Raw genomic sequence first — 23,407 nt, 5'->3', positions numbered from 1 at the left:
AAGGTGGTGGTGTGGGGGTGACCGCGCCATTGGAGAGGACCGATCCCTTGGTAAGCCTTGTCGTCGACCTGAACCGCTGTCAGGGGTACGCGCAGTGCGCGTTCCTGGCTCCAGAAGTCTTCACCATGCACGGCGAGGAGGGGCTGCTGTACACCCCGGAGGCCGACGAGGCGCAGCGCGAGAAGCTGACGCAGGCCGTCGGGGCCTGCCCCGTCCAGGCGATCCTCGTCGACGCGGTCGACGCGGTCGACGCGGTCGACGCGGTCGACGTACCAGGGGCCGAGGCGGTGTCCGGTGAACGGTGACGGATCCCTGGAACGGCTCAAGCGCGAGGGCCGCATCGTCGTCGTCGGCGCCTCGCTGGCGGGCCTGCGGGCTGCCGAGACCCTGCGCGACAAGGGCTTCGCCGGTTCGCTGACGATGATCGGCGACGAGCCCTACGAGCCGTACGACCGGCCCCCGCTGTCCAAGCAGGTGCTGCTGGGCGGGGCGAGCGCCGACCGCACGGCACTGCCCAGGCGACGGGCCCTCGACGCGACCTGGCGGCTCGGCGTTCCGGCCACCGGACTGGACATGGCCGCCCGGAGGGTGCTGCTGGCCGACGGCGACGAGGTGCCGTACGACCGGCTGCTGATCGCCACCGGGGTGCGGGCGCGGCCGTGGCCGCGCAAGGACGAGGCGGAACTCGACGGCGTCTTCGTGCTGCGGACCCGCGACGACGGCGCCGCGCTGGCACGGCGGCTCGCCGAGGGGCCCAAGCGGGTCTTTGTCATCGGGGCCGGGTTCACCGGTTCGGAGATCGCCTCCGCGTGCCGTGAACGCGGCCTGCCGGTCACGGTCGCCGAGCGCGGCGCGGCGCCCCTGGTCGGCGCGCTCGGCGGGGTGGTCGGCGCGGTCGCCGCCGAGCTCCAGCGCGCGCACGGCGTGGACCTGCGCACCCGGGTGATGGTGACCGCCCTCGAGGGGGACGCCTCGGGACGGGTACGGGCCGCGCATCTGTCGGACGGCTCCACCGTGGAGACCGACGTCGTGGTCGTCTCGCTCGGCGCCACCCGCAACACGGAATGGCTCGCCGGGTCCGGGCTCGGTGCCGGCCCCCGCGGCATCGCCTGCGACGCCGGCTGCCGCGCGTTCGACATCCGCGGAATCGTGACCGACGACATCTACGTGGCCGGTGACGTCGCCCGCTCCCCACACCCCCTGTTCGGCTACCAGTTCCTGTCCCTGGAGCATTGGGGCAACGCCGTCTCCCAGGCCGGGATCGCGGCGCACAACATGCTCAGCGAAAGCTCCGACCGCCTCCCCCACATGTGGGTGCCGGCCTTCTGGTCCTCGCAGTTCGGCGTCAACATCAAGTCGGTCGGGGTGCCGTCGCTGGGGACGGAGATCCTCGTCTCGCAGGGCTCGCTCGGCAGTCACAGGTTCATCGGTGTCTACGGCTACCAGGGGCGCGTCATCGGCGCGGTCGCCTTCGACCAGGCCCGGTGGTTGCAGTTCTACCAGGAACTCATCGAGACCACGGCACCGTTCCCGCCGTCGTTCCCGACGGTCGACCGGCACCCGGACGGACAGCAGCCGGTGGACGCGGACTTCCCCGACCCTTCGATCCCCACCCACGGCCCCACTGTGACCCTCAGCGGTTATTCGCCGGCTGATCGCCGGATGACGTTCATTCCCGCGCACTGACCCGCCCGGCCCACGAGGACCCGCCATGACGCAATCGCTGCTGCACCAGATCCTGGACTACACAAACCGCGCCGATCCGTATCCGATTTACGAGGAGCTGCGGAAGACGCCGGTCCACCACGAAGAGAACGGGCCGTACGTCGTCAGCACCTACTACGAGATCCGCAGCCTCCTGCACGATCCCCGGCTCAGCTCGGACGCCCGCAATCTCGCCTCGTCCGCCCGCGACCCGCTGGCGGAGTCGGCCCAGGAGGAGGAGAGCGCCCTGCCGCCGAGCTTCCTGCGGCTCGACCCGCCGGAACACGACCGGCTGCGACGCATGACCAACCGGCCCTTCGGCCCGCCGCACTCGCCGCACCGGGTCGACGGGATGCGCGAGGAGCTCCACGGCATCGTCTCCGGCCTCATCGACGGCATCGACGGCACCGACCGGTTCGACCTGGTGGACCAGTTCTCGTATCCCTTCCCGGTGACGGTGATCTGCCGGCTGCTCGGCGTACCGCGCGAGGACGAGGCGCGTTTCCACGTCTGGGCCGACACCATCGCCGCGAGCCTGGACCCCGATCCGGGCGCGGACCCCGCCGAGCGGGGCAAGACCTCGCACGACGCCCGGATGCAGTTGGGCATGTATCTCGCCGGCCTGATCGAGGAGCGCCGCAAGAATCCCGGAGACGACATGCTCTCCGAGCTGGCCACGCTCAAGAGCGAGGACGGCACGATGACCACGATTGAACTGCTCAGCACCGCGGCGCTGTTGCTGATCGCGGGCCACGAGACCACCGTCAACCTCGTCACCAACGGCATGCTGACCCTGCTGCGCAACCCCGACGTCCTCCAGCGGCTTCGTACGGACCCGCGGCTGGCCGTGCCCATCGTCGAGGAACTGCTGCGCTTCGAGCCGCCGGTGCAACTGGTCCCCCAGCGCACGACCATCACCGACATCGAGGTCCGCGGCGTCACCATCCCCAAGGGCGCCTCCCTCTGGCTGGTCCTGGCCTCCGGCAACCGCGACCCGCAGCGCTTCGAGGACCCGAACCGCTTCGACCCGGACCGCAAGGACATCCAGCACCTCGGGCTGGGCAGCGGCATCCACAGCTGCTTCGGCGCACCGCTCGCCCGGCTGGAGGCCCAGTTCGCGCTGTCGGAACTCGCCCGCAGGCTGGAGAACCCGCGTCTGTTGGAGGACCCGCCCCCGTACCGGCAGAACGCCGTGCTGCGCGGGCCGCGGCATCTGTCGATCGCCTGCGACGGGATCCGCCCCTGATCGTGGCGCGGCGTAAAGAATTCGGGCACCTGGCTATTACCAGAAGGTAACTACGGCTGATTTGATATGCGGCGCCGGTCCGTCGACCGGTGGAACCCCCCACCCATGAACGGGAGATCCTGTGCCGCAGTCCGAGCCCCGCCGTGTTCCCGGCGTCGCTGTTTCCGCCGCGCTGTCCGCCGTGCTCGCCGCCACCGCCCTCGCCGGTGCCGCACCGTCCGCCGCCGCCGCGCCGAGCGCGGAGACGCCGCCCCTCAAGGTCCTCACGTACAACGCGTTCCTGTTCAGCAAGACGCTGTACCCCAACTGGGGCCAGGACCACCGTGCCGTCGCCATCCCCGCGGCCGGCTTCTTCCGGGGCAACGACGTCGTCGTGCTCCAAGAGGCCTTCGACAACTCGTCCTCGGAAGCGCTGATACGCAACGCCGCCGGGCAATATCCGCACCGGACGCCGGTGATGGGCCGGAGCAAGGACGGCTGGGACGCGACGGGCGGCTCGTACTCGGCCACCACACCAGAGGACGGTGGGGTGGCCGTCCTCAGCAAGTGGCCGATCGTCCGCAAGGAACAGTACGTCTACAAGGACGCCTGCGGCGCGGACTGGTGGTCGAACAAGGGCTTCGTCTACGCGGTGCTCGACGTGAACGGCACGAAGGTGCACGTCGTCGGCACCCATGCGCAGTCCACCGACCCCGGCTGCAAGGCGGGCGAGGCGGCGGAGATGCGCAGTCGTCAGTTCCGCGCGATGGACGCCTTCCTGGACGCCAAGAAGATCCCGGCATCCGAGCAGGTCGTCGTGGCGGGCGACTTCAACGTGGACTCGCGCACGTCCGAGTACGCCTCGATGCTCGCCGACGGCGGTCTGGTGGGAGCCGACGCCCGGACCGGCCACGCGTACTCCTTCGACACCGAGGACAACTCGATCGCGGCCGAGCGCTACCCGGACGACGCCCGCGAGGATCTCGACTACGTGCTGCACCGCGCGGGGCACAGCAGGCCTGCCGACTGGACCAATGAGGTGATCAAAGAGCAGAGCGCACCCTGGTCGGTCTCCAGTTGGGGCACCACCTACACGTACGACAATCTGTCCGACCACTATCCGGTGATTGCCTCCGGCCAGTAGGCGCAAGCCGCCGACGGCGGCCTTGTGTCCGTGTCAGGGCCATGCCACATTGAGTCCGCAACTCCGGACTGGTCCAGTCCACATTGCCGTCAGGCACCCCCCACACGGACTCGTACGAAGGAGAAGCCCCCCATGAGACGCACGCTCCGCGCGCGCATCTGCCTTCCCGCCCTGCTGGCCTTGACCGCCGTCGGACTCGGCTCCAAAACGGCCGGTGCCGCCGAAGCCGACTCCGGCGCCGGGAACCCGAGCCCCGGCGTCGCCGCATCGCCCGCCCAGTACTCCCTGCACACCTCGCTCGCACGCGACCTCGGCGACCGCACCGCCGGCTCGTACCTCGACGCACAGAGCGGTGAACTCGTCGTCACCGTCACCGACGCAGAAGCCGCCGACGAGGTACGGGCCACCGGTGCCCGGGCCGAGCTCGTCACACGCAGCATGGCCCGACTGCAGGCCGCTGTGGACACTCTCGAGTCCAAGGCGAGGATCACCGGGACCTCCTGGGGCCTGGACCCCTCGGCGAACCAGGTCGTGATCGAGGCCGACAGCACCGTGTCCGCGGCCTCCATGGCGAAGCTGAGGAGCGTCGCCGCCACGCTCGGCGACGCCGTACGCATTAAGCAGATCGCCGGAGCGTTCAAGAAGGAGGTGGCGGGCGGCGACGCGATCTACGGCGGCGGCTACCGCTGCTCCACCGCGTTCCATGTGTCCAAAGGCGCCGACCGTTACTTCCTGACCGCCGGGCACTGCACCAATGTCGCGACCGAGTGGTCCACCACCTCCGGCGGTCCCTCGATCGGCACACGGGAGGGCACCAGCTTCCCGACCAACGACTACGGTCTCGTCCGCTACACCGACGGGTCACTGCCGCCGGGCAGCGTCAACCTCTACAACGGCAACCACCAGGACATCACCTCGGCCGCCGACGCGATCGTCGGCCAGTCGATCCACAAGAGCGGCTCCACCACCAAGCTCACCAGCGGCACGGTGACCGCCGTGAACGTCACGGTGAACTACGGCGACGGGCCGGTGCACAACCTGGTCCGCACCACCGTATGCTCCGCGGGCGGCGACAGCGGCGGCGCGCACTTCGCCGGCTCGACGGCCCTGGGCATCCACTCGGGCAGCGCAGGCTGCACGGGCACCAGCGGCTCGGCGCTCCACCAGCCGGTCAGGGAGGCGCTCGGCGCGTACGGCGTCGCCGTCTACTGACGCATGTGTCCTCAACCGGAGGCGTGCCCGCGGCCGGTGGGCACGCCTCCGGCGTGCCGGTCCCGGACCGCAGCGGGGGCCAGGGCAAGAGCGCGGTCGGGCGGCGTCAGTCGCCGTGGTCGTAGACCGTGACCGCGATGCCGCGTGCCGTCAGGCGCTCGGTTATCAGCGGCTCTGTTCGCGACCACTTGCCGCCTGCGAGACCGCAGCCGATGCGCGGCATGTGAACGGTGGCACCGAGCTCCAACGCCTTGTCGGCGACGGCGGCCAATGCCTTGTCGATGGCCTCGTACCGCACGGGGACGCCGTTGCTCCCGGTCCGTATCCCGCGCTGACCGACCATGTTGGCCACCCAGAGATACGGACCGACCTGCACGAACTGCACCGCGCCCAGCCCGAAGTCGTTGCCCGCGCGCTCCCGGTGCCAACGGCGGTACGCGGCCTCCGGCTCGGGCCAGCGGCGGGACAGCGCGAGGACGAACCCCTTCCCCCAGCCGCCCAGGTCGTTTGCGACATGGGCGATCACTTTGACGCCTTTGCCCTGTGGCGTGGTGGCGTCCCCCCGGACGTATCTGATCTCGGACACGGAACAACCGTACGATCCACCACTGACAACCCGCTCCGGACACGGCTTTCACAACACTGATGAGACAGCAATACTGTTCCATCGGTGCGGTTTCAGCAGAAGGAGGGTCATGGCGACCGGAACAAAGGAGCCGACGCTCACCGTCGACGAGCTGGCCGCGCGCGCCGGGGTCACCGTGCGCACCATTCGGTTCTACAGCACGCGGGGACTGCTGCCTCCGCCCGTGATCGGCCCCCGCCGGGTCGGCCACTACGGCCATGACCATCTTTCCCGGCTGGCCCTGATCGAGGAGCTCCAGCACCAGGGCATGACGCTGGCCGCGATCGAACGCTATCTGGAGCAGCTGCCCCCCGACCTGAGCGCACAGGACCTGGCCATCCACCGCGCCCTGGTCGCCTCGTGGGCGCCGGAGTCGGCGGAGGAGGTCTCGCGGCAGGAGTTGGAGCGCAGGGCCGGGCGGGAGCTGTCGGACCAGGACGTCGACCGGCTGGCCGCGATGGGGGTGCTGGACCGCGCCGCGAAGGACACGCTCCGACTGGACGGCGGTCTGCTGCGGCTCGGTGTGGAGCTGCTGGACGTGCCGATCGCGCACGAGACGATCCTGGCCTCCCGCACGGTGCTGCTGGAGCATGCCCGGGCGGCTGCGCAGGACCTGAGCCGGCTGTTCCGTGACGAGGTCTGGAATCCCTACCGCGAGCGCGAGTCGGATCCGGACCATCTGGCGGCGATGAAGTCGCTGTCCGCCCATATGCAGCCCATGGTGGTCCAGGCGCTGGTGACGGCGTTTCAGCGTTCGCTGCGCGAGGAGCTGCGGGCCGCGTTCGGCACGGAGTCCAGGTAAATACGTTGTCCCTGGTCAGGGGTGGGACGGGCTTCCGGGCACGTCCGAACAAACAACCAGTGGCGCGCACGGTGTGCAGGCGCTCTTCTCCCACGGGCGCCTGACGGCGATTCCCCGCAAGCCGGCCCGCCGCGAGCAGCTGCTCGCGGCATCTCGCACAGACGCTCTTCGAGCGGGACCGCGACTACACGGAGCGCGAGGCCAACGACGCGCTGCTCACCGTTGCACGACGACTGCGCGGCGCTGCGGCGCTCGCTGGTCGTGGGCGGTCTGCTGGTCCACATGAGGGACGGCGGCAACTACCGCAGGGACGAATGGCCGCCGCAGGCGGCGGGGGCACCCCGGTGAAACGCGTCGGAACGGGTGGCCTCCTCTGTGGCAGGCCACCCGCTCCCATGGGGTCAGTCAGGTCAGGTCACGTCAGGCGTCGGTGAAGACCTCGCCGCGGCCCGCCTTCTCGACGAGCAGCGCGGGCGGCTGGAAACGCTCGCCGTAGTGCTCGGCCAGTTCGCGGGCACGGGCCACGAAGCCGGGCAGACCGCCCTCGTAGCCGTTGATGTACTGGAGAGCGCCGCCCGTCCAGGCCGGGAATCCGATGCCCATGATGGAGCCGATGTTGGCGTCGGCGACCGAGGTGAGGACGTTCTCCTCGAGGCAGCGGACGGTGTCGAGCGCCTCGGAGAAGAGCATCCGCTCCTTCATGTCCTCGAAGGGCACGTCGGCGTCGGCGCGTGTGAAGTGCTCGCGCAGGCCCGGCCACAGCCCGGCGCGCTTGCCGTCCTCGTCGTAGTCGTAGAAGCCCGCGCCGCCGCTGCGGCCGGTGCGGCCGAACTCGTCCACGATCCGGTCGATCACCGTGTCCGCGGGGTGGCCGGTCCAGGTGCCGCCCGCCTCCTCGACCGCCCGCCTGGTCTCGTTGCGGATCTTGCGCGGCAGGGTGAGGGTCAGCTCGTCCATCAGGGAGAGCACCTTCGCCGGATAGCCGGCCTGCGCGGCCGCCTGCTCGACGGAGACGGGGTCGACGCCCTCGCCGACCATCGCCACGCCCTCGTTGATGAACTGGCCGATGACCCGGGAGGTGAAGAAGCCGCGGGAGTCGTTGACGACGATCGGCGTCTTGTTGATCTGCCTGACCAGGTCGAACGCGCGGGCCAGCGCCTCGTCCCCGGTGCGCTCGCCCTTGATGATCTCCACCAGCGGCATCTTGTCGACGGGCGAGAAGAAGTGCAGCCCGACGAAGTCGTCCGGTCGTGAAACGCCTTCGGCGAGGACGGTGATGGGGAGCGTGGAGGTGTTGGAGCAGAGGAGCGCGTCAGGCTCGACGACGTCCTGGATCTCCTGGAAGACCTTGTGCTTGAGCGCGGTGTCCTCGAAGACCGCCTCGATCACGGCGTCGCAGCCCGCGAGGTCGGCAGCGTCCGAGGTCGGCGTGATCCGGGCCAGCAGCGCGTCGGCCTTCTCCTGGGTGGTGCGGCCCCGGGACACCGCCTTGGCGCACAGTTTCTCCGAGTAGTCCTTGCCCTTGGCCGCGGCCTCGGCGGTGACGTCCTTGAGGACGACGTCGATCCCGGCGCGCGCGCAGGAGTAGGCGATGCCGGCGCCCATCATGCCGGCGCCGAGGACGGCGACCTTGCGCACGGGGCGGGGCTCGACGCCTTCCGGGCGGCTGCGGCCGGCGTTGACGGCCTGCAGGTCGAAGAAGAAGGCCTGCATCATGTTCTTGGCGATCGCGCCGGTGACCAGCTCGGTGAAGTAGCGGGCCTCGATGACCTGCGCGGTCTCGAAGTCGACCTGCGAGCCCTCGACGGCCGCCGCGAGGATGTTGCGCGGCGCCGGGTAGGGCGCACCGGCGGTCTGCTTGCGCAGGTTCGCGGGGAACGCGGGCAGGTTGGCGGCGAACTTCGGGTTGGACGGGGTGCCGCCGGGAATCTTGTAGCCCTTGGCGTCGAAGGGCTGCTGCGACTCGGGATTGGCGTCGATGAAGGCGCGGGCCTTCGCGAGCATCTCGTCCTTCGTCGCGGCGACTTCGTGGATCAGGCCGTTCTCCAGCGCCCGCGCCGGGCTGTACTGCGTGCCCTGCAGCAGCACCTTCAGCAGGGCGTCGGCGATGCCCATGAGCCGTACGGTGCGGGTGACGCCGCCACCGGCCGGGAGCAGGCCGAGGGTGACCTCGGGCAGGCCGATCTTGGAGCCGGGCGCGTCGAGTGCGATGCGGTGGTGGCAGGCGAGGGCGATCTCGTAACCGCCGCCGAGGGCGGCGCCGTTGATGGCGGCGACGACGGGCTTGCCGATGGTCTCGATACGGCGCAGGGCGCGCTTGATGCCCATGCCCGCGTCGAAGACGAACTGCGCGTCGTCGGGCCCTGCCTGGATCATCTCCTTGAGGTCGCCGCCCGCGAAGAAGGTCTTCTTCGCGGAGGTGAAGATGATGCCGCGGATGGAGTCCTGCTCGGCCTCCACCCGGTCGGCGACGGCTGCGATCGAGGCCTTGAAGGCCTGGTTCATCGTGTTGGCGGACTGGTTCGGGTCGTCGAGGACGAGGGTGACGACGCCGGTCTCGTCCTGTTCCCAGCGGATGGTGGTGGGCTCGCTCATGGTGGTGGGTGCTCCGTAAGGCGGAAGAGGACGGGGGTCAGAGACGCTCGACGACGGTGGCGATGCCCATTCCGCCGCCCACGCACAGGGTGGCGAGGCCGTACCGCTTGTCCTGGCGCTCCAGTTCGTCGATGAGGGTGCCGAGGATCATCGCTCCGGTCGCACCGAGCGGGTGGCCCAGGGCGATCGCGCCGCCGTTGACGTTGACCTTGTCGAGGGACAGGCCCATGTCCTGGGCGAAGCGCAGGACGACGCCGGCGAAGGCCTCGTTGATCTCGACGAGATCGATGTCGTCGATGGTCAGCCCGGCCCTGGCGAGTGCCTTGCGGGTGGCGGGCGCGGGGCCGGTGAGCATGATGGTCGGCTCGGAGCCGGAGACGGCGGCGGAGACGATCCGGGCGCGCGCGGTCAGGCCGTGGCGCTCGCCGACCTCCTTGGAGCCGATGGCGACAAGGGCCGCGCCGTCGACGATGCCCGAGGAGTTGCCCGCGTGGTGGACGTGGTCGATCTTCTCGACCCAGTGGTACTTCTGCAGTGCGACGGCGTCGAAGCCACCGAGTTCGCCGATGCCCGCGAAGGAGGGCTTGAGGGCGGCGAGGGAGTCGGCTGTGGTGCCGGGCCGCATGTGCTCGTCGTGGTCGAGGACGACCAGGCCGTTGCGGTCGCGGACGGGCACGACCGAGCGGTCGAAGCGTCCGTCCTTCCATGCGACGGCGGCCCGCTCCTGCGACAGCGCCGCGTACTCGTCGACGTCGCGGCGCGACCAGCCACCCAGGGTGGCGATCAGGTCGGCGCCGATGCCCTGCGGGACGAAGTTGGTGTCGAAGTTGGTCATCGGGTCGGCGAACCAGGCGCCGCCGTCCGAGGCCATCGGCACGCGGGACATCGACTCCACACCGCCGGCGAGGACCAGGTCCTCCCAGCCGGAACGGATCTTCATGGCGGCCATGTTGACTGCCTCGAGACCCGAGGCGCAGAAGCGGTTCTCCTGGACTCCGGCGACGGTGTCGGGCAGCCCGGCCGCGATGGCGGCGATCCGGGCGATGTCGGAGCCCTGGTCACCCACGGGGCCGACGACGCCCAGCACGATGTCGTCGATCGCGGCGGGGTCGAGGCTGGGGAAACGAGCCTGGAGCTCGTGGATCAGTCCGACGACGAGGTCGATCGGCTTGGTGCCGTGCAGGGCGCCGTTTGCCTTCCCGCGCCCGCGCGGGGTGCGGATCGCGTCGTACACGTAAGCTTCGGTGCTCACTGTCTGGAGCCTTTCATGAGGGTGTGCCGTGCGGGACGGGGTGGATGGGGTCAGCCGAGCAGGGAGCGGCCGATGATCTCCTTCATGATCTCCGTCGTGCCCCCGTAGATCGTTTGGATGCGGCCGTCCGTGAAGGCCCTGGCGACGGGATACTCGCTCATGTAGCCGTATCCACCGTGCAGTTGAAGGCAGCGGTCCGCCGCGCGCTTCTGCAGCTCGGTCGCCCACCACTTGGCCATCGAGGCGTGCACGGCGTCGAGTTCGCCGTTCGCGTGGTCCTCGATGCAGCGGTCGAGGAAGGCGCGGGTGACGGCGCACTCGGTGGCGAGCTCCGCGATCTCGAAGCGGATGTGCTGGAGCTTCGCCAGCGGCCGCCCGAAGGCCTCACGCTCCTTGACGTACTGGGTGGTGATCTCCAGCAGGTGCTCGGCGGCGGCGATCCCGGAGACGGCGATCGCCATCCGCTCCTGCGCGAGGTTGGTCATGAGGTGGATGAAGGCGCCGTTCAACTCGCCCAGGAGATTGGCTTTGGGCACGCGAACGTCGTTGAAGAACAGCTCGGCGGTGTCCTGGGACTTCTGGCCGATCTTCTCCAGGTTGCGGCCGCGTTCGAAGCCCTCCATGCCCCGTTCGACGACGAGGAGGGACAGGCCGTGCGCGCCTCCCTCAGGTGTCGTCTTCGCCACGACGACCACCAGGTCGGCAAGGATGCCGTTGGAGATGAAGGTCTTGGACCCGTTGAGGACCCAGTGGTCGCCTCCGTCCTCTGCGGTGGTGCGTATGCCCTGGAGGTCGGAGCCGGCGCCCGGCTCGGTCATCGCGATGGCGGTGACGGTCTCGCCGCTGCAGAAGCCCGGCAACCAGCGCCGCTTCTGCTCGTCGGTGGCGAGCGAGGTGAGATACGGGCCGATGATGTCGTTGTGCAGGCCGATGGCGAGCCCGGCGGCGCCGGCGCGGGTGAACTCCTCGTGGAGCACGGCGGCGTACCGGAAGTCGGCGTTGCCGCCGCCCCCGTACTCCTCCGGCACGGCGAGGCCGAGCAGGCCCTGACGGCCTGCCGCGAGCCAGGCGTCGCGGCTGACGATGCCGTCCTTCTCCCACTGCTCGTAGTGGGGCAGCACCTCCTTGGTGAGGAAGGTGCGGACGGTCTCGCGGAACGCCTCGTGCTCGGCGGTGAAGATGCGGCGCTTCAACGGTCCTCCCGGGACTCGTGGGACTCGTGGGGCTGGATGCTCCGCACGTCCCAGTCGCGTGCGACGTCCGCGGTGTCCGCGCCGGGCAGGGCCGGCGGCCTGGTCACGGCGGCCGGTGTGGCGGAGAAACGGGGGGCGGGCGCGGGCTGGGTGATGCCGCCGTGGTCGACGAAGGTCTCCCGGGCGGCGAGGTGCGGGTGGGCGGGGGCTTCGCGCAGCGAGAGCACGGGCGCGACGCAGGCGTCGGACCCCTCGAAGACGGCGGTCCACTCGGCGCGGGTGCGCGTCCTGAACCTGGCGGCGACCGCGTCGCGCAGCTCGTCCCAGCGGCCGAAGTCCTTGCGGGCCGGGATCTCGTCCTTGATCCCCAGCAGCTCGACGAACTGGTCGTAGAACTGCTGCTCCAGCGCGCCGACGGCCATGTACTCGCCGTCGGCCGTCTCGTAGCTTCCGTAGAAGGGGCAGCCGCCGTCGAGCAGGTTGGCACCGCGCCGGTCCTGCCAGCCGCCGGCCGCCATCATGCCGTGGATCATCGTGGCGAGGTGCGCCGCGCCGTCGACGATGGCCGCGTCCACGACCTGCCCGGAGCCGCCCTCGCTGCGCGCGTGCTGGAGGGCCGCCAGTACACCGATGACGAGGTAGAGCGAGCCGCCGGCGTAGTCACCCACAAGGTTGGCGGGGACGACGGGCGGCTCGTCGGCCTTGCCGATCATGGAGAGGGTGCCGGTGAGAGCGATGTAACCGATGTCGTGGCCGGCTCGTGCAGCCAGCGGGCCTTCCTGGCCCCAGCCGGTCATCCGCCCATAGACGAGACGCGGATTGCGGGCGAGACACGCGTCGGGACCGACCCCGAGGCGCTCCGCGACCCCGGGCCGGTAGCCCTCGATGAGCACGTCGGCGCGCTCGACCAGATCGAGGACCTGGCGGGGCCCTTCGTCGGACTTGAGGTCGATCAGCACGGACCGCTTGTTGCGGTTGGTGAGGTCGTACGCCGGATCGATGGAGAGTCCGGCGCCGCCGGGGCGGTCGACCCTCACGACGTCGGCGCCGAGGTCGCCGAGGAGCATCGCGGCGAACGGACCCGGTCCGATGCCCGCCAGCTCCACGACGCGCACCCCGGCCAGCGGGCCGTTCCCTGACAGTGACATCCAGCCCCCAGCGGCTCTGGCACAACTGCTTTGACACAACTGATGTAACACCAGTGATGGTAAGAACGTGTTCCACCGGACACAAGGGTTTCCGGCGAGCGAGCGCTTAGATCCTCCAACACCGCCGCCGCCGAGCGCGACACCCCACGCTTCTACGCTGCGTGTCACCGTCACCGTGCACCGTCACCGTGCACCGTCACCGATGGGGAACGGATCTTCTGCGCGGCAGGTTCGCGCGCTAGGGTCTGTCCGGCCTTGGTCCGCCGGACAGGCCCTGACCTCGCCGTCGACGTCGGCGTGGCGCCGGGGCGTTCGCCTGCGGCCGGCCCTGACGGCGGAGGAGCCATTGAACAGCCAGAACGGCACGGATCGCGCACAGCGCCCGTATGACATCGTGCTCTTCGGAGCGACAGGATTCGTCGGGACGCTGACGGCCGAGTACCTCGCCCGGCACGCGCCCGCCGACTGCCGCTGGGCCGTCGCGGGGCGCAACCGGCAGAAGCTCGAGCATCTGCGGGAGCAGCTCGCGGTCATCAATCCCGCATGCACGGCGCTGCCCCTGATCGAGGCGGACGCGGCCGACGCGGAGTCGCTGCGGGAACTCGCCGCGTCCGCACGCGTCGTCGCCACGACGGTCGGCCCCTACGTCTGGTACGGCGAGGCGCTGGTCGCGGCGTGCGCGGAGGCCGGCACGGACTACGCGGATCTGACCGGCGAGCCCGAGTTCGTGGATTTGATGTACGTACGGCACGACGCGCGGGCCCGGGAGACCGGGGCGCGGATCGTCCACGCGTGCGGATTCGACTCCGTCCCCCACGACCTCGGCGTGTACTTCACGGTGCAGCAGCTGCCCGAGCACGTGCCGCTCTCGATCGACGGCTTCGTCCGCACCAACGCGCTCTTCTCCGGCGGCACGATGGCCTCCGCGCTCACCGCGATGGGCCGGGGCCGCGAGTCGCTGGCCGCCGCGCGGGAACGTCGCCTGCACGAGCCGCGCCTCGTCGGCCGCCGGGCGCGCGCACCCCTCGGCGGGCCCCGCTTCAGCCGCGAGACCGGGGCGTGGGCGCTGCCCCTGCCGACGATCGACCCGCAGATCGTGGCCCGCTCCGCCCGCGCGCTCGAACGCTACGGCCCCGACTTCCGCTACCGCCACTACGCGGCGGTCAAGAGCCTGCCGATGGCCCTCGGCGGCCCGGCCGCCGTGGGCGTGGGCTTCGGCCTGGCCCAGATCCCGGCGGCCCGGCGGTGGCTGATGGAGCGTTACGCCCCGGGCGACGGACCGAGCGCCAAGCGCCGCGCCCGGAGCTGGTTCTCGGTCCGCTTCGTGGGCGAGGGCGGCCGCCGTCGCGTCTTCACCGAGGTGAAGGGCGGGGACCCGGGCTACGACGAGACGGCGAAGATCCTGGCCGAGTCGGCGCTGTGCCTGGCGCACGACTCCCTCCCGAAGACGTCCGGGCAGGTGACGACGGCGGTGGCGATGGGTGACGCGCTGCTGACGCGACTGGACGCGGCGGGCATCACGTTCCGGGTGGCGCACCAGCAATAGGGGACGGCGGGGCGCGGTCGGCCGCTGTGCTGGGCTGCTCCCTACGCCGCTGCTTCCCGATGCGCGGAAGTGCGGCCCGACCACGTGTCCGCCCCGCCACGTGACGGGCCCACCACGTACGGCCCCACCACCGTACGCCTGGCGGCGTGGGGCCCCCGGACCCCGGTACCGCCCTGCGGGCGCTGTCCGCGAACGCCGGACCGGCCGGCGGAGTCAGCCGCCCGACGCCTCCCGCAGCGCCCGCCGGCACAAGGCGTCCGCGCGGCGCGTCGTCTCCGGGATGCGGAAGTCCCGCGCCAGCAGCAGCGCGTGCGCGCATGCCGCCTCCAGCGTCACGCGGTGGCCCGCCGAGACGAAGACCGGCTTCACGCCCTTCTGTGTGCGCAGGGCCCTCCCGACCTCCTCGCCGTCGTCGGCGAGGAGGGGTGCGAAGTCGCCTCGCTCGTCGCCGAGTCCGCCGTAGCTGAAGACGAACGGGTTCTTCGCCACGCCGATCGCGGGCAGCCCCGTCAGCACGCCCAGATGACTGGCGAGCCCGAACCGGCGGGGGTGCGCCCGTCCGTAGCCGTCGCAGACAACGAGGCCGGGGCCTGCCGTGAGGGACTCGAGGGCCGCCAGCACCGTCGGGATCTCCCGGAAGGCCAGCAGGCCGGGCACGTAAGGGAAGGTGATCCGGCCGATCGCCGTCGCCTCTTCGACGACCTCCAGGCTCGCGGCGTCCAGGACGACGGCTGCCGCCGCGACGACATCCCGTTCGTCGTCGTAGGCAACGTCCACGCCGGTCACCAGACCGCTGCCGGGTGGCGGGCCCGGTTCGTCCAGGACGACGCGCTCGCGCAGTTCGTCCTGGACGACCAGAGCGGCCTCTTCGTTCGCGGGCCAGCCGGCGGGCGCTTCGACGATCTTCATGGTGCACCCAGCCTACGACCCGTACGAGCCGGGCGGCTCAGTACCAGGGCGTGCTCGCGAGGTCGTGGCCGTCGCACGACAGGATCGCGCGTGACAGCCGCCCGTTGAGGTTGTTGGCGATCTTGGTGTAGGCGTAGTTGATGGCGGGGTCGACGGACTCCGAGACCCAGCCGCCGCCGTCGGCGCGCTGCGCCACCGCCACACAGCCCTGACGGGAGTTCTCGATCCGGGCGTAGGAACCGCACTGACCGGAGTAATAGTAACGCAGCGTCATACCTTCGGCGTAACGCACGTACTTCTGGGAGAAGGTCCCCGTGCATCCCCCGACGGTCGGGTACTGCCCTTCGAAGGCGTAGGCGCCGTAGTTGCCGCCCGAGTACGAGGCGGCCTGCGCGGTGAACGGGGTGATGGCTACGACGGCGGCGGCACCGGCGGCTGCCAGTACGGTCTTCATGAGTCGGCGCGACATGAACCCTCTCTTCCCACATGTCTGCTGGTCAGGCAAGACTGCTGACTGTACGGCCGTTCAGTTGCCGGCCCTCGTGTACACGGCGGGTACACGGCAATGTCCGGTCATCGATCACGGACGCCGGTCCGCCGGAGCCGGTTCCCTTGCGGCCGGCCGCAATCGGTCCGTTCCACAAGTCGGCCGGAACCGGTCCGTGCGCCCTCGCGCCGGTAGCCTGACGATCATGTTTGTGATGGAACTGACCTACACCGCACCGGTCGAGCGCGTCGAACCCCTCCTGGAGGCCCATGTGGCCTGGCTGGACGCCCTCTACGAAGAGGGCGTCGTCATCGCCTCGGGCCGCAAGAAGCCGCGCGACGGCGGGATCATCCTCGCCGTCGGGGACGATCGCGCCGGGATCGAGAAGATCGCGGCGACCGACCCCTTCATCGAGGGCGCGGTGTGCACGTACCGGATCACCGAGTTCATCGCGACCAAGACCGCGCCCGAACTCGCCCCGTACCGCCAGCAGTTGCCCTCCTGACAGCCGCTGCGGGCGTCAGAACTCCAGGCGGGCCACCCGGCCCTTCTCCCCCGAGGCCCAGCAGCCGAAGTCCGGTGCGCAGTCGACGGTGTCGAACGAACCGCTGTCGACCGTGCGCCAGGTGCGCCCGCGGTCGGTCGTCAGGTCCGTTCCGGTGGGGCCGACGGCGAGTGCGGCGGACGAGCTGTGCGGCAGCCAGGTCACGCCGGAGCGGTACGCGGGCGGCGCCGTCCTCGCCTGCCGCCAAATGCGGCCGCCGTCCCCGGTGACGGCCGCGGCCTGCGGCGACGCGTGGTCGGCGCGGTAGTCGCCGCCGACCGCGAGGCCGTGCGTACGGTCGCGGAACGCGAGCGCGAAGACGCCACGGGCCGGGTCCCCGGCCGGGATCGTCGACTCGGCGACGGTCCAGTTCAGGCCACGGTCGGCGGAGTGCAGCACCCGCGCCGTGGCGCCGCCGCCGGTGGCCAGCCACACGTCCTTGGGTCCGGAACTGACGAGGCACTGGCCGCTCGCGGCAAATCCCGCCTCGCCGGGCAGGGCCGCCGGCATCCCGGCGTTCGGCAACACCTTCCAGGAACGGCCGCCGTCGCCGGTGGACAGGATGCGGTACTTGCCGTCCACGGGATCGCTCATGGCCAGCCCGTGACGGCGGTCGAAGAAGGTCATGCAGTCGTAGAACGCCTTGGGGTCGGTGTTGCGGAACGACTCGGTCCAGGTCGCCCCGGCGTCCTCCGTGCGCAGCACCCGGGACGCTTCTCCCTCGCCGATGGCGAGGACGACCGCGCGCCGGCCGTCGAACGCCTCGACGTCACGGAACTCCAGGCCCTCCGCGCCGGGGGGCGAGACGTCGAGCCAGCTGCGGCCGCCGTCGGCCGTGCGCAGCACGGTGCCCTTCGAGCCGGCCACCCAGGCGGTCCTCCTGCTGACGGGCGCCAGGCCGCGGAACCGCACGTCGGTTCCGGTGTCCTCCAGGCTCCATCCGGCGGCGTCGCGCTGCGCCGGCCCGTCCGCCGCCTGCGCCGGCGCGGTCAGCCCAGCCGTCACCGCCGCCGCGCACAGTCCCACCGACACCGCTCGTCTCGTCTTCCCCATGGACGTCATGGCGCTGGAAGCTAGCCCACGGGCACAGGCCCGTCCAGGGTGCGTGCGCGGCCCGCGCCCAGGGGAGACCCGTGCGCGGTGACACATGTCACTGTTCATTCCGGTGCACGGAATCAGTCATTCCGCCGTCTTCTTCTGTGCACAGGGAAATCACCGCCACCGGGACCCCACGAGCCGCACACGAAGGAGCGGGCCTTTGTCCACCGTCATCGAGCAGGCCGTCCAGGCCCGCCTCGTCGCCTCTGCTCCGCAGATGGAGTCCGTGCCCGCGACGCTGCACTACGACCGCCGGGATCCCTTCGCCGTCCGCATCGACTTCCCCGGCCCCGCGACGCTGGAGGGCACCGATGTGTCCTGGGCGTTCTCGCGGGAGCTCCTGGCGGACGGGGTCCTCGAGCCGGCCGGCCTCGGAGACGTGCGGGTCCGGCCGTACGGGTACGACCGGACGGTCCTGGAGTTCCACGCCCCCGAGGGAATGGCGATGGTGCACATCCGCACCGGCGAGCTGCGCCGCTTTCTCGACCGCGTGGAGGAGGCGGTTCCCGAGGGGCACGAGCATCTGTATCTGGGGCTCGACCAGGACCTGGCCGAACTGCTGCGCGACGCCGCCTGAGCTGTTGAGCGAAGCCGACGCGACAACGGTTCGGCCGTGGGGTCTCCGGCGCCCTCACGCACCCAGCAGTCTGTTGAGCTCCGCGTAGTCGTAGCCGTCGGCCAGTGAGCCGTACGTCCCCTCGGTGAGCAGCTCGCGGGCAGCGGCACGGACGAGCGCGTGCGCGGCCTGTGCGATGCCTGCCCCGACGCTGACCCGCGCCGCGCCGAGCCGCCCCAACTCGGCCACGCTCGGCGCCCCCGGGCCCGGCGACGATCCGGGCGCTCGCGGTGTCCCAGGCGTTGGGGAGGACCAGCGGGCGCTCCGCGGTGTGGAGGGAACGGAAGCGGCGGGCGAGATCGGGAAGATGTGTCATGCCGTCCATGCAATCAGCGCGAGGGCGGCGGGATCCGGCAGTTTCGCGACATCAACGTGGCGTCCCGTGAGCCGGGGCGATCGGGCGTTGACAGCCGACCCGCGGTCTTCTACAGTGTACAGCGGTTCTGTTGTCGTCGATCGGAGTAGGACGTTGCTCGTCTGAGGTCTTGAGACACCGCGCACCACCGGCTGTGGCCTGTGTGTGCATCGTGTGCGACCTCGGCGATCCATGCCGTCCACTCCCCCGACCGGGACCTTTCCCTTTTCCCGGCGGCTGTCGCACCCGCCTCGGTGTCTCCACCCGTTGCCCCACCCCATACCAAGCAACCGGGAGGCCCCATGTCTACTTCCCCCACGTATGTCACCTGCTCCGCGCTCGACTTCTCCTGGCCGGACGGCACCACCGTGTTCGAGGACTTCCACCTCGCCGTCGGTCCTGGCCGCACCGGTCTGATCGGCCTCAACGGGTCAGGAAAATCAACCCTGTTGCGTCTGATCGCCGGCGATCTCACCCCGTCCGCCGGGTCCGTCCGCACCATGGGCGAGGTCGGCTACCTGCCGCAGAACGTGGTCCTGAACACCGCTCAGCGGGTGGACGAGGTTCTCGGTATCGCGAAGACCCGTGCCGCGCTGCACGCCATCGAGGCCGGGGACCCGCGCGAGGAGAACTTCGCCGCGGTCGGCGACGACTGGGACGTCGAGGAGCGCGCACACGCCACCCTCGACCAACTGGGCCTCGGGCACATCGGCCTCGACCGCACCATCGGCGAGGTCTCGGGCGGCGAGGGCGTCCTGCTGCGGCTGGCCGCACTGCTGCTGGCCAGGCCCGGCGTGCTGCTGCTCGACGAGCCGACCAACAACCTCGACCTGTTCGCGCGTCGGCGCCTGTACGACGCGGTGGCGCGCTGGTCCGGGGTGCTGGTGGTGGTCAGCCACGACCGCCAATTGCTCGAACTGGTCGACCAGATCGCCGATCTACGCGACGGCGAGGTGGCTTGGTACGGCGGCAACTACTCCGCGTACGAGGAGGCCCTCGTGGTCGAACAGGAGGCGGCGGAAAGGATGGTGCGTGTCGCGGAGGCCGACGTGCAGCGCCAGAAGCGCGAACTCGCGGACGCTCACATCAAGTTGTCCCGCCGCAAGCGGTACGGGCAGAAGATGTACGACACCAAGCGGGAGCCCAGGATCGTGATGAGGTCCCGCAAGCGCGCGGCTCAGGAGTCCGCGGGCAAGCACCGCATCATGCACACGGAGAAACTCGCGGAGGCGAAGGAGCGGCTCGACGAGGCGGTCGAGGCGGTCCGCGACGACGACGAGATCCGTATCGAACTGCCCAGCACCCAGGTCCATCCCGGACGTGGCGTACTGCGCCTGAGCGAGCTGCGGCTGCAGTACGGGGCAGAGGTGAAGGGGGAGTTCGAGGTACGCGGACCGGAACGGATCGCACTGGTGGGACGCAACGGCGCCGGCAAGACGACGCTGCTGCGCACCATCGCCGGCGAGCTGGAACCGGTGGCGGGCGAGGCGGTGCCCGATGTGCCGCTGCGTTTCCTGCCGCAGCGCCTCGACCTCCTCGACGACGAGCTGAGCGTCGTGGAGAACGTGGCCCGGTTCGCCCCCGGCGCCTCGAACAACCAGATCCGGGCCCGGCTGGCGCGATTCCTGTTCCGGGGGGCGCTGGCCGACCAGCCGGCCGGGACGTTGTCGGGCGGCGAGCGTTTCCGTGCGGCTCTCGCCGCGCTGCTTCTCGCGGAACCGGCGCCGCAGTTGCTCATGCTCGACGAGCCGACGAACAACCTGGACATGGCGAGTGTGCGCAGCCTCACCGCGGCGCTGGAGTCGTACCAGGGGGCGTTGATCGTGGCGAGCCACGATCCGGCGTTCCTGGAGTCGATCGGCATCACTCGGCGACTGCTGCTCGACGGCGAGCTGCGGGATGTCTCCGCGGAAGAGCTGCGGGAGGGAGTGTTTCCGATGGGATGACCGCGACAGGAGCAGGGGCAGGCACGGAGAGGCGGCGGTCTGGCCGGGGCGGGTTTCCGTCGGCCCGACCGCCGGCCTGCTGCGGGGGATTCCGTCGCGCGGGGGCGGCGGGTCATGATGGGCGCGACCGGACACCGACAGCGCGCGTCTGGAGATGCCTCCGTGCCCAGCAGAAAAGCACTGATCCGCCGCCCAGGCCCTCGCCTCGCCGAGGGGCTGGTCACCCACATCGAGCGCAGCCCGGTGGATGTGGACCTGGCATTGGCGCAGTGGGAGGCCTACGCGGCGGCACTCCGCGAGCACGGCTGGGAGACCGTCGAGGTGCCACCCGCCGACGACTGCCCGGACGGCGTCTTCGTCGAGGACACCGTGGTGATGTTCCGCAACGTCGCGCTGATCGCCCGTCCCGGGGCCGAGTCCCGCAGGCCGGAGACCGCCGCGGTCGAGGAGACCCTGGCGGCGCTCGGCTGCTCGGTGAACTGGGTGTGGGAACCGGGCACGCTCGAGGGCGGGGACGTCCTGAAGGTCGGCGATACGGTGTACGTGGGCCGCGGTGGCCGCACCAACGCCGAGGGCGTGCGGCAGCTGCGTGCCGCCTTCGAACCGCTGGGGGCGCGGGTGGTGGCCGTGCCCGTCAGCAAGGTGCTCCATCTGAAGTCGGCGGTCACGGCGCTGCCCGACACGACGGTCGTCGGCTACCCGCCACTGGTCGACACGCCGACGGTCTTCCCTCGCCATCTGCCGGTCCCGGAGGGGGCAGGGGCCCATGTCGTGCTGCTCGGCGGCGCGAAACTGCTGATGGCGGCGAGTGCGCCGAAGACGGCGGAGCTGTTCGCGGACCTTGGGCACGAGCCGGTTCTGGTCGACATTTCCGAGTTCGAGAAGCTCGAAGGATGCGTTACCTGCCTCTCCGTTCGCCTGCGCGACCTGCATGCATAACGGGACACAATCGGACATTTTTCTCGCGGGCTTGGCCCGGGCCTTATCGCGTGCTTAACCTACGGTTTCGTAACCTACGAGTACGTAGGTAACTCTCCCCGTCCCCCAGGAGCACCCGTGACCCTCACTTCTCCCCACCTCGGCAGTTCGGAAGCGTGGACCGACGCCCGACTGCTGTACGCGCTGGAAGAGGTGGTGGAGACGGAACTCAACCGCCATCTCAAGGTCGCCAAGGACTGGATGCCGCACGAGTACGTGCCGTTCTCCGACGGCCGCAACTTCCCCGGCCTCTTCGAGGACGGCGAGGCCTGGGAGCCCCAGCAGTCCAAGGTCACGGACATCGGCAAGATCGCGCTGGTGGTGAACCTCCTCACGGAGGACAACCTCCCCAGTTACCACCACGAGATCGCCTCCCTCTTCGGCCGTGACGGCGCGTGGGGCACCTGGGTGCACCGCTGGACCGCCGAGGAGGGGCGGCACGGCATCGTGATGCGCGACTACCTGCTCACCTCGCGCGCGGTCGACCCGGACAAGCTCGAGCAGTTCCGGATGGCGCACATGGCGGAGGGCTTCGAGTCCGACAACCGCCACTCGATGCTCCACTCGGTGGCGTACGTCTCCTTCCAGGAGCTCGCGACCCGCGTCTCGCACCGCAACACGGGACACCAGTCGGGCGACCCGGTCTGCGACCGGATGCTGGCGCGCATCGCCACCGACGAGAACCTGCACATGATCTTCTACCGCAACCTGCTGGGCGCGGCCTTCCAGCTCGCCCCCGACCTGACGATGCAGGCCGTGCGCGACGTGATCGTGAACTTCCGCATGCCGGGGCACGGCATGCCCGGCTTCGAGCGGGCCGCCGCGCAGATGGCGATCGGCGAGATCTACAACATGCGGATCCACCACGACGACGTGCTCCAGCCCGTCCTGCGCTTCCTGAAGGTCATGGACATCGACGGCCTCGGCCCGGAGGGGCAGAAGGCGCAGGAGGAGCTGGGCCTGTACATGGGCGGGCTCAACTCGGAGGCGTCCAAGTTCGACGAGAAGCTCGCGGCCCGCAAGGCCCGGATGGCCGCGCGCGCACAGGGCTGAGCCCTCTCCTTCAGGGACCGCCGGACGGCACCGTACGCTGTCCGGCGTGAAACCCCTGACGCGCGTCGTCCTGGTCGGCGCCCCGATAGCCATCGCCGCCTCCGTCTACTTCGGCGGGGGCGGCGAGCCGCAGCGCCCCAAGGACGACCCGAGCCTGCGCATCAGCCGGACGACCGCGGCGCCCGATCCACTGAAGGCGGACACCCCCGACGAGCAGCAGGAGCTGGACGACCGCATCGACGCGATGCCGGCGGGGCTCGCCGCTCCCGGGAAGAAGGAGCTCGCCGCCAAGCTGGTGGCGAGCGCGGAGAACTCGACGCTCGACTGGCGCGGCCAGTACGGCGCCATCGAGGACATCGGCGACGGCAACGGCTACACGGCCGGGATCGTCGGCTTCTGCTCGGGCACGAACGACATGCTCCAGCTCGTCGAGTACGTCACCGACAGGCACCCGGACAACCCGCTGGCCCGCTACCTCCCTGCCCTGCGCAAGGTCGACGGCAGCGACTCGCACGAGGGCCTGGGCGCCCCCTTCGAGGCGGCCTGGGCCGAAGCCGCGGAGGATCCCGCCTTCCGGGCGGCGCAGGACGCGATGCGCGACCGGATCTACTTCGACCCGGCGGTGCGGCTGGCCAAGATGGACGGCCTGTCCACGCTCGGCCAGTTCATCTACTACGACGCGATGGTGCTGCACGGCCCGGGGATCGGCCCCGAGGGCTTCTACGGCATCCGCGAGGCGGCGATGGCGAAGGCCGACACGGCCGCGGAGGGCGGCGACGAGAAGGCCTACCTGAACGCCTTCCTCGACGCCGGCCGGGCCGTGATCGGACGACAGCGGACCGAGCAGAGCAGGGACACCTCGCGCATCGACACCGCTCAGCGGGTGTTCCTGCGGAACGGGAATGTGGATCTGGACGTCCCGCTGGAGTGGCGCGTCTACGGGGAGACCTTCCGCGTCACCTCCTGAGCCGCCGG

At 70.5% G+C, this 23,407-nt stretch carries 21 protein-coding genes and 2 pseudogenes; 14 read left to right on the top strand and 9 right to left on the bottom strand.

The window, feature by feature from the left end; translation table 11 throughout:
• Window positions 1-47 precede the first annotated feature (47 nt).
• From ACIQ7Q_RS24135 to ACIQ7Q_RS24115, 5 genes are all read left to right on the top strand, one after another.
• Complete coding sequence (locus tag ACIQ7Q_RS24135; RefSeq protein ID WP_403865725.1) at window positions 48-305, top strand: ferredoxin; 258 nt, start codon at window positions 48-50, stop codon at window positions 303-305.
• Complete coding sequence (locus ACIQ7Q_RS24130; RefSeq protein ID WP_403865723.1) at window positions 295-1,686, top strand: NAD(P)/FAD-dependent oxidoreductase; 1,392 nt, start codon at window positions 295-297, stop codon at window positions 1,684-1,686. The genes ACIQ7Q_RS24135 and ACIQ7Q_RS24130 overlap by 11 nt, the downstream gene beginning before the upstream one ends.
• A 25-nt stretch (window positions 1,687-1,711) precedes the next feature.
• Window positions 1,712-2,950 carry a cytochrome P450 gene (locus ACIQ7Q_RS24125; RefSeq protein WP_403865720.1) on the top strand — a complete coding sequence of 413 codons (1,239 nt, stop codon included), beginning with the start codon at window positions 1,712-1,714 and terminating at the stop codon, window positions 2,948-2,950.
• Between the two features lie 121 nt (window positions 2,951-3,071).
• Window positions 3,072-4,073 (top strand): sphingomyelin phosphodiesterase, encoded by a 1,002-nt coding sequence (sph, locus tag ACIQ7Q_RS24120; RefSeq protein WP_403865717.1) that lies wholly within the window; start codon window positions 3,072-3,074, stop codon window positions 4,071-4,073.
• 132 nt (window positions 4,074-4,205) lie between these two features.
• A complete protein-coding gene (locus tag ACIQ7Q_RS24115; RefSeq protein WP_403865714.1) occupies window positions 4,206-5,285 on the top strand; it encodes a S1 family peptidase in 1,080 nt (359 codons plus the stop codon).
• Window positions 5,286-5,391: 106 nt separating this feature from the next.
• On the opposite strand, the gene ACIQ7Q_RS24110 is transcribed toward ACIQ7Q_RS24115, so the two are convergent.
• The gene (locus ACIQ7Q_RS24110; RefSeq protein WP_403865711.1) at window positions 5,392-5,871 is read right to left on the bottom strand and encodes a macro domain-containing protein; all 480 of its coding nucleotides are present in this window, start codon (window positions 5,869-5,871) and stop codon (window positions 5,392-5,394) included.
• A 109-nt stretch (window positions 5,872-5,980) separates the two neighbouring features.
• Between ACIQ7Q_RS24110 and ACIQ7Q_RS24105 the strand changes: the two genes are divergently transcribed.
• Together ACIQ7Q_RS24105 and ACIQ7Q_RS24100 are read left to right on the top strand one after the other, a co-directional pair.
• On the top strand, window positions 5,981-6,712 hold the full coding sequence (locus ACIQ7Q_RS24105; RefSeq protein WP_403865708.1) for a MerR family transcriptional regulator: 732 nt from the start codon (window positions 5,981-5,983) through the stop codon (window positions 6,710-6,712).
• A 73-nt stretch (window positions 6,713-6,785) separates the two neighbouring features.
• Window positions 6,786-7,060, top strand: a pseudogene (locus ACIQ7Q_RS24100) (DUF2087 domain-containing protein).
• Between the two features lie 72 nt (window positions 7,061-7,132).
• On the opposite strand, the gene ACIQ7Q_RS24095 reads toward ACIQ7Q_RS24100, so the two are convergent.
• The 4 genes from ACIQ7Q_RS24095 to ACIQ7Q_RS24080 are packed head-to-tail and all read right to left on the bottom strand — an operon-like array spanning window position 7,133 to window position 12,900.
• Entirely contained in the window at window positions 7,133-9,307 is a 2,175-nt protein-coding gene (locus ACIQ7Q_RS24095) for a 3-hydroxyacyl-CoA dehydrogenase NAD-binding domain-containing protein (RefSeq protein ID WP_403865705.1), read from the bottom strand.
• A gap of 37 nt (window positions 9,308-9,344) precedes the next feature.
• The gene (locus ACIQ7Q_RS24090) at window positions 9,345-10,559 is read right to left on the bottom strand and encodes an acetyl-CoA C-acetyltransferase (RefSeq protein ID WP_403865702.1); all 1,215 of its coding nucleotides are present in this window, start codon (window positions 10,557-10,559) and stop codon (window positions 9,345-9,347) included.
• Between the two features lie 50 nt (window positions 10,560-10,609).
• Complete coding sequence (locus tag ACIQ7Q_RS24085) at window positions 10,610-11,752, bottom strand: acyl-CoA dehydrogenase family protein (RefSeq protein WP_403865699.1); 1,143 nt, start codon at window positions 11,750-11,752, stop codon at window positions 10,610-10,612.
• Window positions 11,749-12,900 carry a CaiB/BaiF CoA transferase family protein gene (locus ACIQ7Q_RS24080; protein WP_403865696.1) on the bottom strand — a complete coding sequence of 384 codons (1,152 nt, stop codon included), beginning with the start codon at window positions 12,898-12,900 and terminating at the stop codon, window positions 11,749-11,751. The genes ACIQ7Q_RS24085 and ACIQ7Q_RS24080 overlap by 4 nt, the downstream gene beginning before the upstream one ends.
• Before the next feature lie 346 nt (window positions 12,901-13,246).
• Here ACIQ7Q_RS24080 and ACIQ7Q_RS24075 point away from each other — a divergent pair, with 346 nt between their 5' ends.
• Complete coding sequence (locus ACIQ7Q_RS24075; RefSeq protein ID WP_403865693.1) at window positions 13,247-14,446, top strand: saccharopine dehydrogenase family protein; 1,200 nt, start codon at window positions 13,247-13,249, stop codon at window positions 14,444-14,446.
• Window positions 14,447-14,659: 213 nt separating this feature from the next.
• On the opposite strand, the gene ACIQ7Q_RS24070 is transcribed toward ACIQ7Q_RS24075, so the two are convergent.
• Together ACIQ7Q_RS24070 and ACIQ7Q_RS24065 are read right to left on the bottom strand one after the other, a co-directional pair.
• A complete protein-coding gene (locus ACIQ7Q_RS24070; RefSeq protein ID WP_403865690.1) occupies window positions 14,660-15,355 on the bottom strand; it encodes an endonuclease V in 696 nt (231 codons plus the stop codon).
• Window positions 15,356-15,392: 37 nt separating this feature from the next.
• Window positions 15,393-15,824, bottom strand: coding sequence for a hypothetical protein (locus ACIQ7Q_RS24065; RefSeq protein ID WP_403865687.1), 432 nt, complete (start codon window positions 15,822-15,824; stop codon window positions 15,393-15,395).
• Between the two features lie 223 nt (window positions 15,825-16,047).
• Here ACIQ7Q_RS24065 and ACIQ7Q_RS24060 point away from each other — a divergent pair, with 223 nt between their 5' ends.
• A complete protein-coding gene (locus ACIQ7Q_RS24060; protein WP_403865685.1) occupies window positions 16,048-16,347 on the top strand; it encodes a YciI family protein in 300 nt (99 codons plus the stop codon).
• A gap of 15 nt (window positions 16,348-16,362) precedes the next feature.
• Here the strand turns inward: ACIQ7Q_RS24060 and ACIQ7Q_RS24055 are convergent, their stop codons facing one another.
• Window positions 16,363-17,448 carry an oxidoreductase gene (locus tag ACIQ7Q_RS24055; RefSeq protein WP_403865682.1) on the bottom strand — a complete coding sequence of 362 codons (1,086 nt, stop codon included), beginning with the start codon at window positions 17,446-17,448 and terminating at the stop codon, window positions 16,363-16,365.
• Between the two features lie 196 nt (window positions 17,449-17,644).
• Between ACIQ7Q_RS24055 and ACIQ7Q_RS24050 the strand changes: the two genes are divergently transcribed.
• On the top strand, window positions 17,645-18,061 hold the full coding sequence (locus ACIQ7Q_RS24050) for an SsgA family sporulation/cell division regulator (RefSeq protein ID WP_403865679.1): 417 nt from the start codon (window positions 17,645-17,647) through the stop codon (window positions 18,059-18,061).
• 54 nt (window positions 18,062-18,115) lie between these two features.
• Here the strand turns inward: ACIQ7Q_RS24050 and ACIQ7Q_RS24045 are convergent.
• Window positions 18,116-18,307, bottom strand: a pseudogene (locus tag ACIQ7Q_RS24045) (hypothetical protein); the annotation flags it as partial.
• A 450-nt stretch (window positions 18,308-18,757) separates the two neighbouring features.
• Here ACIQ7Q_RS24045 and ACIQ7Q_RS24040 point away from each other — a divergent pair.
• The 4 genes from ACIQ7Q_RS24040 (at window position 18,758) to ACIQ7Q_RS24025 (ending at window position 23,399) form a co-directional block, all read left to right on the top strand.
• Window positions 18,758-20,401: an ABC-F family ATP-binding cassette domain-containing protein gene (locus ACIQ7Q_RS24040; RefSeq protein WP_403865676.1), complete on the top strand. Its 1,644-nt coding sequence runs from the start codon at window positions 18,758-18,760 to the stop codon at window positions 20,399-20,401.
• A 162-nt stretch (window positions 20,402-20,563) separates the two neighbouring features.
• Complete coding sequence (ddaH, locus tag ACIQ7Q_RS24035; RefSeq protein WP_403865674.1) at window positions 20,564-21,340, top strand: dimethylargininase; 777 nt, start codon at window positions 20,564-20,566, stop codon at window positions 21,338-21,340.
• Between the two features lie 117 nt (window positions 21,341-21,457).
• The gene (locus ACIQ7Q_RS24030) at window positions 21,458-22,432 is read left to right on the top strand and encodes an acyl-ACP desaturase (protein WP_403865671.1); all 975 of its coding nucleotides are present in this window, start codon (window positions 21,458-21,460) and stop codon (window positions 22,430-22,432) included.
• A 55-nt stretch (window positions 22,433-22,487) separates the two neighbouring features.
• A complete protein-coding gene (locus ACIQ7Q_RS24025) occupies window positions 22,488-23,399 on the top strand; it encodes a chitosanase (protein ID WP_403865854.1) in 912 nt (303 codons plus the stop codon).
• The last annotated feature ends 8 nt before the right edge of the window (window positions 23,400-23,407 follow it).

This window comes from Streptomyces sp. NPDC096176 (assembly GCF_044763255.1).
Lineage (GTDB): Bacteria > Actinomycetota > Actinomycetes > Streptomycetales > Streptomycetaceae > Streptomyces.
The sequence above is the reverse complement of the archived record's forward strand: the minus strand, read 5'-3'. Positions and strand labels throughout refer to the sequence as shown.